The 15087-nt window shown below is 43.6% G+C and carries 11 protein-coding genes and 1 pseudogene; 9 read left to right on the plus strand and 3 right to left on the minus strand.

The features are described from left to right. Window positions 1–95 precede the first annotated feature (95 nt). Window positions 96–1007 carry a recombination-associated protein RdgC gene (gene rdgC, locus VY86_RS12600; RefSeq protein ID WP_046975194.1) on the minus strand — a complete coding sequence of 304 codons (912 nt, stop codon included), beginning with the start codon at window positions 1005–1007 and terminating at the stop codon, window positions 96–98. Between the two features lie 211 nt (window positions 1008–1218). Here rdgC and VY86_RS12605 point away from each other — a divergent pair. Then, window positions 1219–1581: pseudogene (locus VY86_RS12605) on the plus strand (ROK family protein); the annotation flags it as partial. Beyond that, on the plus strand, window positions 1581–1709 hold the full coding sequence (locus tag VY86_RS26220; RefSeq protein WP_267481884.1) for a hypothetical protein: 129 nt from the start codon (window positions 1581–1583) through the stop codon (window positions 1707–1709). The pseudogene VY86_RS12605 and the gene VY86_RS26220, both read left to right, overlap by 1 nt. A gap of 19 nt (window positions 1710–1728) precedes the next feature. Here VY86_RS26220 and VY86_RS12610 read toward each other — a convergent pair whose 3' ends face one another. Continuing rightward, on the minus strand, window positions 1729–2955 hold the full coding sequence (locus VY86_RS12610; protein ID WP_046975195.1) for an RNA-guided endonuclease InsQ/TnpB family protein: 1227 nt from the start codon (window positions 2953–2955) through the stop codon (window positions 1729–1731). Between the two features lie 58 nt (window positions 2956–3013). Here VY86_RS12610 and tnpA point away from each other — a divergent pair, with 58 nt between their 5' ends. From tnpA to VY86_RS12645, 7 genes are all read left to right on the plus strand, one after another. Then, entirely contained in the window at window positions 3014–3418 is a 405-nt protein-coding gene (gene tnpA, locus VY86_RS12615; protein WP_046975196.1) for an IS200/IS605 family transposase, read from the plus strand. A 731-nt stretch (window positions 3419–4149) separates the two neighbouring features. Then, window positions 4150–6105, plus strand: a complete 1956-nt coding sequence (locus tag VY86_RS12620) for a bifunctional 2',3'-cyclic-nucleotide 2'-phosphodiesterase/3'-nucleotidase (protein WP_046975197.1) — start codon at window positions 4150–4152, stop codon at window positions 6103–6105. An 80-nt stretch (window positions 6106–6185) separates the two neighbouring features. After that, window positions 6186–6953, plus strand: a complete 768-nt coding sequence (locus VY86_RS12625; protein ID WP_046975198.1) for a ribonuclease T2 family protein — start codon at window positions 6186–6188, stop codon at window positions 6951–6953. Between the two features lie 571 nt (window positions 6954–7524). Next, the gene (locus VY86_RS12630; protein WP_238591467.1) at window positions 7525–8028 is read left to right on the plus strand and encodes a DUF1062 domain-containing protein; all 504 of its coding nucleotides are present in this window, start codon (window positions 7525–7527) and stop codon (window positions 8026–8028) included. Between the two features lie 101 nt (window positions 8029–8129). Then, window positions 8130–9608, plus strand: coding sequence for an MFS transporter (locus VY86_RS12635; protein WP_046975199.1), 1479 nt, complete (start codon window positions 8130–8132; stop codon window positions 9606–9608). Between the two features lie 548 nt (window positions 9609–10156). Further along, window positions 10157–10978, plus strand: a complete 822-nt coding sequence (locus VY86_RS12640; protein ID WP_238591672.1) for a beta/alpha barrel domain-containing protein — start codon at window positions 10157–10159, stop codon at window positions 10976–10978. 23 nt (window positions 10979–11001) lie between these two features. Continuing rightward, window positions 11002–11748, plus strand: coding sequence for a creatininase family protein (locus tag VY86_RS12645; protein WP_228939600.1), 747 nt, complete (start codon window positions 11002–11004; stop codon window positions 11746–11748). 342 nt (window positions 11749–12090) lie between these two features. On the opposite strand, the gene VY86_RS23485 is transcribed toward VY86_RS12645, so the two are convergent. Continuing rightward, complete coding sequence (locus VY86_RS23485) at window positions 12091–15045, minus strand: RHS repeat-associated core domain-containing protein (RefSeq protein ID WP_071881023.1); 2955 nt, start codon at window positions 15043–15045, stop codon at window positions 12091–12093. Between the last annotated feature and the right edge of the window lie 42 nt (window positions 15046–15087).

Consider the following 15087-nt stretch of genomic DNA (forward strand, 5'->3'; position numbering starts at 1 on the left):
TCCACTGTTGTTGATGAAAGTATAAAATTAAGAGAAGGCATAAAGATGCCGCTCTGAAAAATAATCCAAAGCGGCAGATAGCTTAAGGGCTGCTGTTATTTTTCCGCTTCACCACCCAGCGCTTCAATGGTATTTTTAATCAGCGCACTTAATTCACCGGCCATTAAAATAAAGTCAGCATCAAACCGTTGGGCATAATCTTCCCGATCGATATCGTCATTTTGTTCGCGCAGGGTATCACTGAATTTTATCCGTTTGAAAGCACCATCATCTGACAACATAAACTGAATACGCTCTTCCCAGTCGAGAGCCAGCTTGGTAACACATTTTCCGGCTTCAATATGGGTGGCGATTTCATCAGAAACCAGATCTTGTTTTTTACAGCGAATTACCCCACCTTCTTCCAAAATAGCTTTTAGTTCGGCTTCATCCATTAAAGCAAAGCCCGCCGGCAGATCACCGGAACGTACCCATTCTGTCAGGGTTAATTCTATTGGATCTTTAAATGTCAGAGGAACAACAGGTAAAGAACCGAGGCTTTTTCTCAGTAATGCCAAATTATCTTCGGCCCGTTTAGCACTGGCGGCGTCAACAATGATCAGATTATTGGCTATATCGATCCAGATATAAGTTTGGCTAAAACGGCTAAATGCCCGTGGCAGCAGGGTGTGCAATATCTCATCTTTCAGAGAGTCTTTCTCTGTTTTTTTAAGTTTGCGATGCTGCTCTCCTTCCAATTTTTCAATTTTTGCTTGTAGCGCTTGCTTGATAACTGGTGAAGGCAACATCTTCTCTTCTTTACGGGCACAAATCAGGATTTGATTATTCGCAACATGGGTGAAAGCGTCGCTGTGAGAACCCATTGGCGGTACCCAGCCTGTTTTCGCCATATCCTGACTGCCACATGGGGTGAACGCTAACGGACTTAATTGTTTTTCCAGTTCATCCGCAGAAAGTGAAATTTCCCGGTTTAAACGGTAAATCATTAAATTTTTGAACCACAACATTGAAGTTACCCCATATTTTTGCTCATTTAATCGGTGAGCATCTCAAACATAAGTCCGCATGATAACGAATCACAGAGGTAAGCCCTAGTCTCTTGTGTCAATTTATCCTGAATATAATCCAGGTAATCCAGCCTTGATTGTCTGTTTAACTCAGGCAATGATGCGGGTAATGAATTGTTTCAGCCAAAATATCAGAATAAAAGGTGAGTTAATGCGTATAGGTGTAGATTTGGGTGGCACGAAGATTGAAGTGATTGCTCTTGGCAAGCAGGGGAAAGAGCTTTTTCGAAAACGAGTTGATACCCCCAGAGATAATTATCAGAAAACATTACAAACTATTGCGGGTCTGGTGACTGATGCAGAGCAGGCAACCGGGCAGAAAGGTTCGGTTGGTATTGGCATTCCAGGCGTGATTTCTCCTTTTAATCAAAAAGTGAAGAATGCCAATTCTGTCTGGTTGGACGGGCAGGTTTTGGATAAGGATATTGCCGCTCTGCTTGGACGGGAAGTGCGGGTGGCGAATGATGCGAATTGTCTCGCAGTATCAGAAGCAACAGATGGCGCAGGGGCGGGATGAATAATGTGGATCGTCTCTATCAGACATTGCCGGATTTACTGAAAAAATGGGTGTTTGGTGATGAATGTGCTACTCCGATCAGGAAAGCGGTTCTTGACATCCTCCCCCACTTTCGCACTTCGTGACTCAAGAGGGGGATCCCCGTTAGTGGGCGACGGCTGATCGCTCTGCGTCTGGTTCCTGCTTCAACGGGCGGCCTGATTGCTCCGTCCCTCCACAGGCAAGCACGGCATGCCCTGCCGCTAAAATGTTACGAGCGCCGTTTACATCTGCGTTCGCGGTATATCCACACACCTGGCACACGAATTTACTCTGTGACAAGCGGTTCTCTTTTGCTGTATGACCGCAACATGCGCACCGCTGGCTGGTGTATGCCGGAGGGACTGCCAGTACCTGACCGCCGCGCCAAAGCTGCTTATATTCTAGCTGACGGCGCATTTCATACCAGCCCTGATCCCGTATCGCGCGATTTAAGCCTGATTTAGCCCGAACGTTCCTTCCGGGCTGTTCTGCCGTGCCTTTCGCTGACTTCGACAGGTTACTGACCTTCAAATCTTCAATCACGATCATCGCGTGGTTTTTGCTTATTTTCGTGGTGGTCTTATGAAGGTAATCGCGGCGAATATTGGCAATATGCGAGTGCAGACGCTGAATTTTTCGCTTCTGTTTCTGCCAGTTGGCGCTGAACTTAACTTTGCGGCTTAACTGTCTCTGGAGCGTCGCCAGCTTGTGCTGGCGGGTTTTAAAACTGTTGACCGGTTCATATATCGTACCGTCTGAGAGCGTCGCCAGTTTCGATATCCCGGCATCCAGACCCACCATTGTTGTTGATTCGTGGTGGGGCTCAGAGGCTTCTATCTCGACTTGAAACGACACATACCACTTACCCGCTGACTGGCTGATCGTGGCATTTTTGATTTTGCCGTTCACCTCCTGCGATTGCCGGAACTTTATCCATCCGAGCCCGGAAGGAAGCCTGACTCGGCGATTTTCAAGGAGACAATATTTTTCAAAATTGACGAACCGGATTGAATCCCTGCCGTCATTTTTTCGTTTCCATACAGGCGCTTTCGCTGCCAGTGTTTTATCGAAGCAACGCCGCCATGCCCCATGTAAGTCTTTAAGTTTTTGCTGAAGGTTATCGGTGTAAGCTTCCTGTAAGAAGGCGTATTCCGGTGTTTTTTTCCACCCCGTGAGCATGCGGTTTAGTTCAAACGCGGAGGGAAGTTTTCCGCCAGAATCCAGAATGTGTTTTGTTACCTGAAGTCCGTGATCCCAGACAAAACGAGCACACCCGCATAACTGCTGCAAACGCGGCGACTGTTCTTCAGTTGGCTCTAGTCTGAACTTGTAGGCCTTCAGTATTAGCATTATCATTCAGTATGTAGTAGGTTTGTTCTCTATTTTACTGTGCTTTCGGCTAACTTCAATGCAAAAATACAAAATTAATCGTTCACGACATGCCACCTTTCTTTTACATGTACATCTTGTGCTTGTGATCAAATACCGTAGAAAGATTCTTGGCGAGCGACACTCTGCCGCCTTTCATCAGTATGCAGGTGAAATCTGCCGTGACTTCGGCGCAGAACTTAAAGAGAGTCACAGCGATTTAGATCATGTTCATATGCTGATTGAGTATCCACCGACCGTTCAGCTATCGGTATGGGTTAACTCGCTGAAAGCAGTCACCTCCCGTCGCTTACGTAATGAGTTTCTGGACTTACGCGAAGCATACGGAAAGGCAGTTCTCTGGTCTCGCTCCTACTTTGCGGGTTCATGCGGTGGAGCACCGCTGGAAGTGGTGAAACAATACATTCAACATCAGCGTGGCTGATGATTCTACGGGCTTTTCAAACCCGTCCAAATTCCCCTCCCGCCTGATGTCGGCGGGAATACCCTTTGGAGGTAAAGATGGGGATTCGAGTGGTGTTCGAGGTGCTGCTTGGTTGTGGCCGCAAAAATAGCATCAAACTAGCTATTCTTTATAGCCGCAGAATAAAAAATCTCTGCGGCTTTATTCATAAATTAATATGATAGTTTATTGTGTTTAATTCTTATATTGGTATTTATTTAATTTAAATTTATTTAAATAATTCCAATTAATATTGTTGTAGATGATTTTTTATTAATTGTTATTTTCTTATAAAAAACATGAAATCTTTAGCCACTTTGATTGATTTACTAATCGTTTCAGGAACAGCGAATACAGTATTGGCCGCAGTCACTTTTGTCATGTTTTTTTAAACCAGAGAAAGCTGCACGATTTTCATGGCACTGAAATGGCATCGAAATTAGTGTGTGTGCGGGTTACTATCTGCGTGATAGAAATGCAAATACCTTTAACTATAAAAAACAGGCTTACGCCATTGGTTTAGATAAACGTTTTGCAGTCTAATAGCCGGCGTTTGTTCGTTGAAGTTGCATATGATGGCGCACACAGCGACAACCCAGCTTATGAGAATAAAAAACAGACTATTCTGGAAACAGGAGTTCGTCTGTACTTCTAAGTTGAAAGTGATAAGGAGAGCTGAAGTTCTCCTTAACTAGCCTAAAAAGGGGTGTGAAATGGTTAAGCATGTGTTGAAAATCTCCACATTAGCCTCATTGGTCGCATTTAATGTCAATGCTGCAACGGTTGACTTGCGGGTAATGGAAACATCTGATGTTCACAGTAATCTGATTGACTTTGATTACTTCAAAGATAAATCCACAGAGCAATTTGGTTTGGTACGTACTGCGAATTTAATTAAAGCGGCCAAAGCAGAAGCCTCCAACACTATCCTGGTCGATAATGGTGACCTGATCCAAGGTAGCCCGCTGGCAGATTACATGGCGGCAAAGGGACTTAAAAAAGGGGAATCTCATCCAGCACATCAATTAATGAACACAATGGGTTATACCGTGGGTAATTTCGGTAACCACGAATTTAACTTTGGTTTGGATTATCTGAAAAAAGTCATTGCTGGTGCGAAATTCCCTTATATCAATGCCAACATAATGGATGCTAAAACCGGTAAGAACTATTTCACGCCTTATATTATCGTTGATACGCCAGTGAAAGATCGGGAGGGTAAAGATCACACCATTAAAATCGGCTATATCGGTTTTGTACCGCCACAGATTGCTATTTGGGATAAGCCCAATCTGGATGGCAAAGTTGTCGTTAACGATATTACTGAAACTGCGAAAAAATTTGTTCCTCAAATGAAAAAACAGGGCGCAGATTTGATTATCGCTATTCCTCACTCTGGTTTTTCCAAAGAGCCTTATAAGGCAATGGCTGAAAATTCGGTTTATTACCTCAGTGAGGTTGAAGGCATTGATGCCATTATGTTTGGTCATGCGCACGGTGTGTTCCCAAGCGAGGAATTTGCAGACATTAAAGGTGTTGATGTCGCCAGAGGTACGGTTAATGGTATTCCGGCCGTTATGCCCGGTCAGTGGGGCGATCATTTGGGCGTTGTTGATATGGTTATCAACAATGATGGCGGGATCTGGAAGGTGGCGGAAGCAAAAGCGGAAGCACGTCCGATTTATGACAAAGTGGGTAAAAAGGCACTGGTTGGGCGCGATAGCGAGTTAGTGAAAATTATCGAGAAAGCCCATCAGGGAACCCGGGGTTTTGTCGGTAAATTGATTGGTAAAGCTTCTGCCAATATGTACAGCTATCTTGCCCTGATCCAAAGCGACCCGACAGTACAGATCGTGAATGATGCTCAGGCAGATTATACGCGGCGTTTCATTCAGGGGGATCCGGATTTAGCGGATATTCCTGTTTTGGCAGCGGCGGCACCTTTCAAAGTCGGTGGTCGTAAGAATGCCCCCGCAGATTTCGTTGAAGTTGAAAAAGGTGATTTGACGTTCCGTAACGCGGCGGATCTCTATCTATATCCAAACACACTGGCTGTTGTGAAGGTAACCGGTGCTGATGTGATTGAATGGCTGGAGTGTTCTGCCGGCATGTATAACCAGATCGATCCAAATTCAACCCAGCCTCAGTATTTGCTGAACTGGAGTGGTTTTCGTACTTATAACTTCGACACGATTAGCGGCGTGAATTATAAGATTGATCTGACTCAGCCCGCTAAATATGACGTTGATTGTCAGGTCATCAATCAAAGGGCGAACCGTATCAAGGAGGTGACTTATCAGGGTAAGCCTATCGATACTCAAGCTAAGTTTCTAATTGCTACCAATAATTATCGTGCATATGGCGGTAAATTTGCCGGTACAGGCGAAGGTAATATCGCATTCGCCTCACCGGATGAGAACCGCGCTATCCTGGCTTCTTATATTGTCAACGTGTCTAAAGAGAGGGGGATGGTCGTGACTAGGGCCGATAATAATTGGTCGATTATGCCAATCAAAACTGACAAGAAATTGGATATTCGTTTCGAAACCTCTCCAAGTGAGAAAGCGGCGAAATTCATTAAAGAGTTATCTCAGTATCCAGTGAAATATCTGCAAAACGATGATATCGGTTTTGCAGTGTATCAAATTGATTTGACTGGAAAAAAATAATTTTAATAGTCGCCTGCCCTTGTTTGGGCAGGTTTTTGTTTGCCATTCAACAGGGAAATATTTTCCCATGAGGAACGATGATGCGCTTTTCTAACTTATTACCGGCAGTATTTGTTTTATTGGTTATCAGCTGTGCGAAGCAACCAGAAGTGATTGATTCTTTTGAACCACAACCGGAAGACGCTATTTCCTGTTTATTGCCCGCTAATCCACCAGCAAATTATGACTACGTTGCTAAAAATGACCGTTATGGTCAGAACGCTAAAGCCTCTACAGATTACTTCAAACTGGCGATTAATTATTCTCCGGCATTTTGTAAAAACAAAGAGAATGAGATTAACAAACTGAAAAAAAATAACAAAATTGCCAAAGCGCAGAGGGAATATGAAAAGTCTGCATTACAATGTTTCTCAGAAAACAAATTTGGCTGGATAATTCATGGCCTGTGGGCGCAAACCTGTGATGGTAAATCAATGGATCAGTGTCGTGATTGGTCTGATATCCGTAAACATCCACGTTTGTGTAAGGGGGATTTGCCATCACTGGATTATCAGGTGATTAAACCTTATCTGTGTACTTCTCCAGGTGTAGATCTGCTGCAAGCCGAGTGGGAAAAGCATGGCGTCTGTGCGTTTGAAACTCCAGATCAATTTTTCAGTAAACAGCAAGAATTGTTTAATGGTTTGGTATTGCCGAATAGCCGTCCATCTAACGAACAGTTGATTAAGTTTCTCCAGGAAAATAACCCATCATTAAAAGGGAAAACTATTCAGATCAATCGGGATGAATTTTACATTTGCTACAGCAAAAATTTCGACGTGATTGACTGTCCGAAACGTGAGTTATAAACAAGCTCGTATTGTCGATATGAGTGAAAAATAATCAACAACCTGTTTCGTCGGGTTATTTTGTTAATAATGCCCAATGAGATAGATCTTAAATGAATTGCCTTTCTGGCTTATTGAGCGGGATGTGGAAACGGGGAGTCAATGTTCTACCGTACCACATCCCGATTCTCCCCGTTTTATCCGCAGATCCCTAAAATAAAAACATTAAAGTCACTTAAGCAACGAATTGATAAATAGTTTCAAGATCTGATGTTATAGAATATCACCAAATTTAAATTTTAAATTTAGCTGGAACCGACTTAACTAATTCAAACGTAGATCTATTATGACAGATAGAAATGTTATATGGTTAGTGAGACCTGTAAGTTATCAGGCCATTTTGAAACGTTGCCCTGGCTGTGAAATGAAAAAGGAGTTTTATCCAGCAGGTAAATAGCTTTCCATAATACTGATACACCTATGCCTTTTGTTTTCTTTTTGAACAACATTGGTTCTGTAGCCTATCTCATTGATTCTACAGACCACTTGGATGAAAAGGCTGTATATCTTGGTACACAAGGGCTGGTTGGAAGTGGAGCATAATTATGAAAACTTATTTACATTCAGGGTTAATGCGCAAAAAAAAGTGTTGGATGTGTGGAGCATCTATAAATGCGAAAAGTGCGATTACACTTGGAATATTGATATTTTTTCGAGGATTAATGTCAATAAATTGGATGGCGACTTGTATGAACGATTTTTACATAATGATCAAGATGAAATTCGACGATATGCCTTTGATTATCGGATATTGGCAAAAAACAGAGCTGAACTCGGCGGTTCCCCTGACTTTATTATAGAAGGTAAAGAACTTCAGGATATGGCTCAAACGCTAGCGGCACAAATCACAGTACAGCTTGAATATCCCATTCCTGTCAGACTTATTTCGATCCTGACCAAAAAGCTTTCGTTGTCACGTAGTCGAGTAACTAATCTTGTTAATCAAGGCGCTATTCAGGGGGTAACTACAATTGAATTAAATAAAAAGCTAAAGCGAAATATCATTCTTAGCATTAATGTTAACGATTTATTTTAGCATCAACGTTAACGATTTATTGTAAAAGTCTGATAGTAATTTTGTCTGAATTAATCTGGTTTCCCAGAGATGGCATATTAAAGTAAGAATGGATGAGTGAAATGAATATTATAAAGAAATGGTGGGTGCTCTCTACTGTTTCAGCTGCGTTATTACTGGTTGCTGTCGATATGACAGTGTTGTATACCGCGCTTCCGAGTTTGACCCACAGTTTGGGTGCGAGCACAACGGAAAAGTTGTGGATAGTGAATATTTACCCTCTTGTCGTCTCTGGGCTGTTATTGGGGGCGGGTACTTTGGGAGATCGCGTTGGGCATAAACGGCTGCTTGTTTATGGTCTCATGATATTTGGATGCTCGTCCTTGATGGCAGCCTACTCTTATTCATCGGAAATGTTGATTGTTTCCCGGGCATTACTGGGAATCGGTGCGGCAACGATGATGCCTGCCACATTGTCGATTATCGCTTTAATATTCGATGATGAAGACGAGAGATCATTCGCAATTGGAATCTGGGCAGCCGTTGCCTCTGGAGGTGCGGCAGTAGGACCACTTATTGGAGGCGTATTGCTTGAATATTTTTGGTGGGGATCGGTGTTCCTCATCAATGTTCCTATTGTGATTTTGGCATTAATTCTGTCGTGGTTGTTTGTCCCAACCTCTAAGACAGATTCGTCTCATCCGTGGGATCTTGTCGGCTCATTGCAGATCATGGTTGTATTGATCAGTTTTGCCTATGCCATCAAGGAGTTCGCCAAGAGAGAGCCTTCCTATATCGGGGTACTTGTGACTTTCACTTTGACGGTGGGGTTTCTGCTGTTATTCATTCGACGCCAGAAACGAAGTGTACATCCGCTGATTGATTTTGATCTTTTCAAAAGCCCGGCTTTTTCGTCTTCAGTCATCGCTGGATTAGTGGCTTCCGCCTGTTTGATGGGAATTAATCTGGTTTTAAGCCAGCGTTTGCAACTTGTATTGTCATTAACACCCTTGCAATCGGGGCTCTATTTCTTGCCATTCTCATTGGGCGCAATTGTTGCGAGTCCTGTGAGTGGTTGGGTTCTTCCTCGTTTGGGTAGTGCTCGATTGCTCATTACCTCTTTGTTGATATATGCCTTTGCCATACTTGCACTCATGGCTAGTTTTTCAGCTCCCTTGCCTTTGCAGGTAATTTGCTTCTTTGTGCTGGGAACATGTCTCGGGGCAACAATGACTGCCGCGTCCAGTACTATCATGCAGGCTACACCGCCAAATCGGGCAGGTATGGCCGCGTCAGTTGAAGAGGTTTCCTATGAGTTGGGTGGTGGACTGGGAATTGCAATAATGGGGAGTATCATGTCGGCTGTCTATAGTTATACCCTTGAGCTTCCGGCTGATTCTCCAGTTAATGATGCTGCCAGAGAGGGTATTGATGGCGCTTTGATAGCCGCGGAAGGAATGGCGCCTGATGCTGGTTTGGCTTTTGCAAACCTTGCCAGGTCAGCGTTCGACGGTGCAGTTTTTTCTGTGATGGGGGTTGCATCCCTGTTTCTTCTGGTGGTGGCTGCGTTGGTATGGTTCAATTTTCGCCGGTCCTCCTGAGTGACTCCTCTCATTCTTCGGTTTCGTAGTCGGTGTAATCGAATCAAAGCAGAGGGTGTGTAACTTGGTGAAATAGGTGCATAGATTGATTTCGCAGGTGCTTTTTAATGGGAAGCCACATTTTTGTGGCTTCTTCTCTTTTGATCGGTAAGTGCGCTTCGATGTATATGGGGTTTCTGACCGGCTGATTGGCTTATCACTCGTTTTTATTAATAAGAATACTTATTTGATAGTAATAATATTTTAATTATTTTGGCTCAGTTCAAATATCTGGATTGATTCGTGGAGGTTTCTTTTTTTATTGCTACTTTTAAAATCGTCACTATGTTGTTTATTATTGTAGCAAATGGCGCTAATTATCATTCCATACAGGGTAGGCAAGCTATCGCTTCTCATTTTTTTACTCTGCATGTTTGCTTTCTCCATTCCCTACCGTTTTCTGCCTGCTCTATTGGGGATTGGTTAATAGCTAGTTTGCTTGAATTGAGTTAATTCATGGAGTTGCGATGAAAAATCAAGTTTTCGAACAAACCTATGATGTTTTAGGCATGAAGATAAAAAATCCAATTATCGTTGGGTCGGGTCTGCTTTCTGATGAGGAGAAATATATTCGCCAGTTTATCGTTCACGGCGCAGGGGCGGTCGTGACAAAGACCATTTACCCGAATTCGGAAAAATTGCATACAGAAAAGACCCATTCCATCAGTACAGGGATGTTGAACAATACGACTTACTCGAAGAAAACAGTTGAACATTGGTTGACCATTCTCAGTGAGTTTAAGAGAGAACAGCTTCCGGTGATAGTCTCTGTCCATGCAGAATCGCCTGGGGAGCTGGGTTCATTGGCTGCTCGTATCTCAGAGGTAACCGATGCACCCTTGGAATTGGGCATTTCGTGCTTACATGCAGATGACTTTATAGAAGATACACCAGAACGTGTATTCAACTACGCGAAAGCGGTGAAAGAGCGAGTGGATACCTCTTTTTCTGTCAAACTCGCGCTTGGAGACAATTTGTATGGGCGTGTTCAAGCTGCCATAGAAGGTGGTGCTCATTCGATAACGTTGAGTGATACCATTTCGGGGATCGTATTTGACGGAGTGAGTGGCAAGGCTTTGCTTAATGGGGTTTGCGGATACTCAGGGCCAGGGATAAAACCGTTGGTGCTTGCTGCAATCTATAACCTGCGCAAGCGGGGGCTGACGATCCCGATACTTGGATCGGGAGGTGTACAGGATGGTAATGACGTTCATGAGTACATGCTTGCAGGTGCGAATACTGTGCAAGTTTACACTGCACTCCATCGGCATATGTACAAAACACTACGGCGTATCGTTCTTGAACATGCCCAAATCACGATGTCAAAATAAGGTATTAAAAAAGGGACAGTATCATGAGCAATCAAGTAAGAGAATTTGCAGAACTGACCAGTGAGCAGGTTTTAACTGCGGTTGAAGGTAAGACTTTGATATGGCCGATTGGCGGTATTGAGCAGCATGGGCCTCATCTGCCGTTGAATGTGGATGCCGTGATCCCGGAAGCATTTGCTCGCGTGTTGGCAAATGATATTGCTGGGTTCACATTGCCGGTACAGCCATTATCGGTAAGATCATTGCCACAGAGTGGGGGTGGACTTGAATTCCCTGGTACGATTTACATTGATGGACCAACATTTACAACTTATATGGGCCGGGCAATTAAGAGCTTATGTTCATTACCTTTCAAGCAACTTGTGATTATTAATGGTCATTATGAGAATGAAGGTTTTATTTTCGAGGCGGTAGATGAATTACGGACAGAGGGTCACTTTAAAGATCGTTCCGTTATCGTGTTTAGTTGGTGGAGTTTGGTATCTGATGCCTGGACTCGTGAACATTTGACCGATTTTCCCGGCTGGCACGCTGAGCATGCTGGGATAACAGAAACAAGTTTGATGCTTCATTTGCGTCCAGATTTGGTTAGAGCTGAGCGGGTTGACCATGATAAACCTCCGCGCGCAGGGGTTTATCAGATACCGATTAAAGAAGAATTTTCAACGAGAGGAGTTCTTTCTAAAACATCCGGTGCGAGTGCAGAGATCGGCTCACTCATTTTTGAACATGTCAGGCAACAAATATTGGAACTTGTTACTGCGGATTAACCCGCTGAATATTACTGCATTTTTTCGGTTTTACCCTGTCTGCCTGGAAAAGAGCTTACCGTTTTCATCAATGGGGGCTTTTTCCAGTAACAGCTACATATAACGGTATTCGTAGGTGGTGGAAACCCAGTCTGAATACTTTGATTTGCTTCATATCTTTCTTGACTCACTACATTAGCCAGTGCGGGATTCCACTTTGCTCATAATTCTGGTACCTCTGGGACATAAACCAAAAACAAATTTCCTGATACTTTTTGGGGTTCCGAATCACATTGATAATGCCTGTGACAATAGAATCACGGGCATTATCAAACATCTCTTAATCGATATTTTTTGTAGCTATCAGCTATATCTATGTTTAGGTTGATAGTTATCCCATTTAGTTTTAGAAAAGACTTCGCTATGGGCTACAGGCTTTCCTTCTTTCCAAAATTTTAGGTTTTGTTGAACTTCTGCTACGTCCTTATGCCGATATAACCAACGTAGCTCACTGGATGTTATACTTGCTCCATGACCACTTTTTGATATAACTGTCTTGATATCATCACCAATAGTATCAATCAGAAAATGAACAGGCGCTTTCCTCTGAAGTAGCTGATACTCTAATCCAGCTTTACTTGTTTTTTTCCAAAGAAGTTTTCCTAATTCCTCTATTCTCTTATTTTCGTATGGTTTTTCTTTCAATTCGGATGCTAATTCATCTGCCAGATTATCACCTGCAACATTATATTTATCATGTTTTGATAAAAACTTCTTAAACTCAATAACACGTTCGTGGTCATGTGTTTCTTTTTTTATATTTTCGTCATTAGAATAGACTTTGGGATTTAAATTATCCCAAACGGCATTTGTTATGTCATTTTGTATCAATATATTCCTTTTGATTTCATTCCTTCTGCCAAAAACTCTAGTTAATTTAGAAAGAAATCCCCCTGAAGCGGTTTTACGCTTATATCCTTTTTTTTCTAATTTCTCCAATGCATCTTTTCTGGGTTCGTCCAAACCATATAAAATATCCCCCTTTTTAAATACTTTTATCAGAGATTGATTTTCTTTCCGAGATTCAGAAGACAGACCTTTTGAGTCATTAAGTAGTACAGGGTTATTCCTCACCATCTGATACAAATTTAGCCCATCTACTGTCCCTGCTGGGTCGGCACCTAGCCACCGTCCTACCCACGGTTGATAATATCGATATCCGTAATAATACAACCCTGTAGCATCCCGTTCTTTGCCTGAGTAGCGGATAGTTTTGTAATTAGCTTCTGTTTGGCTGTTTGCCGCCCACAGCGCTGTACCGCCAAATGGATAGTACTCTTCCTCACTGATAATCTGTCCTTCGCTATCTAATTCAAGTTGACTGGAACCGATAAGATTATCGTAGCTGTAACGCAGCTGATTGTTGCTGATATCTTTTGGTTGACCGCTCTTCCAGTGTAACACCCGCACCTGTGCGCGGCCTGCTTCACCGACTGTAATGACTTGTAGATCCTCTGCTGTTTTACTGGTTGAGCCAGTAGTACGTAGCTCCAGACCCGGCAGATAAGTTACTCGTTGCTGTTGTGTACTGTTTCCGGTCTTCTGTTCACTGATTTTTAGCCTCCTCATGCCATCGCTGCCATAGTGATACCATTCCTGGTCATTATTGGTGCTACTGTCCCATGTCTCCTGTTGCGATTTTTCTGGTGGTTTTTTGCTTCTTGTTACCAGTGTCGCTTGTTGTAACTCACCCCGTGTATTCCAATTCAGGTTTTGTTCCCGTCCCCATATTGATGTATCTACTTGTGCCGGGTCACCAGCCGGTGAATTCAGTACTGCCGGGTTCAACGTCTTCTGATGACTGTCTGTATCGAACCAAGAATCCATTTCTGCCGGCTTATCAGTTAGTTTATTCCTTACCGCCCGGTGCAACGTCTTCTGATGGCCGCCCGCATCGAACCATGAATCCACTTCTTCCGGCTTATCAGTCAGTGTACTCAGCACCGCCCGGTTGCTGCGATTTGATACTGTGATAACTCTGGTGTGCCTGTTTTGGTTGGTAGATGAATGATGCTGGATTTTGGTCAGATTACCGCCATCGTCGTAAGTGTAATTGCGGGTATATTTGGCATAGGTGTTGTTATCAGAAGTAAGGGGGAGTATCGGAGAGGAGATGCTTTGCTGACGGATATTAGCCATTTCACGCCCAGTTGCACTGATAAGCTGATACAGGGAATCGTAGGTATAAGTGTTTTCCGGCACCACTTTCTGATTGTGCCAAAAGCGGGTAGCTTCTGCATCGTTACGGATACTGATGACATTGCCTACCGGGTCATATTCATAACGTAAGTCTTGTAACACTTTGGTGTCTGATGGCCGGTGGGTTTTGATACCGATCAGCCGTTGGGTTTCCGGTTCATAGCGATATTCAGTGATGACACCATTACCGTGCTCTTCACGTAATTTTTGCCCGGCGGCGGAATAGGTCAAGGATTTAACAATAATCTGCTCATACTGGTCTTTCACGGTCAGCCAGCTTGCTTTTAATTGCCCGGCCACATCATAGGCTAGACGCTGCTTGTTGCCTTTCGCATCGGTTTGAGTTAGTAGAGCGCCGGTGGCGTCACAGGTACTCTGGGTAGTATAGATTTCATTGGTTAGTGCGTTCTGCCAAGTGGTTTCGTTATCACCTGCCCAGTTAGCTTCTCCCTTGCTATACTTATCATCCAGTAATTGTTGGGACTGTGATAAAACGGTACCGGTCAGCGACAGGCTTTCTGGTCGGGTGACTCCTGCCGTATCGTAGTGGCGTACACATTGCCCGGCAAGGTTATGAGATTTTACCGTTGGCGTATTCTCGGCCCAGATAAGGTGTTCGGTGATGCGGGATGTTTTTTCCTCCGGTGCTTGTTCGGTCACTGATAACAGACGACCAGGCAGAGAAGGGGATTCATATTGTCGGGTTTGTCTGACGCCTGTTGCGGTTACGGTCAGTATTGGACGGCTTTCAATATCATTTAGTGTGACAGTGCGACCGGCATCGGTGCTTTCTGTACACAAAATATTACCGGTCAAATCATACTGCCAGAGAAAGTTAGGTTTTATCGTGTTGTCTTTCTGTCTGGCTTCATACAGGCGCGGGTCAATACTCTGGATCAGGTGCCCGCGGGTGTCATATAGATGGCGAGTGATAAGGGTATCGGTAGTACCGCTTGCGGTGGAACGGCGAAAGTTGATGTCACGAATAGTCAGGCCACGATTATCTTGGACGTTGACTGTAGGGGTATGTTGATAAAATTTGGGGTCAAAGTTTTCCATGATTTACCTCTTTTGTTGTGTTGTTGTGATATTCCCGTTATA

It is taken from the genome of Photorhabdus thracensis (assembly GCF_001010285.1).
In the GTDB taxonomy this organism is placed as follows: domain Bacteria; phylum Pseudomonadota; class Gammaproteobacteria; order Enterobacterales; family Enterobacteriaceae; genus Photorhabdus; species Photorhabdus temperata.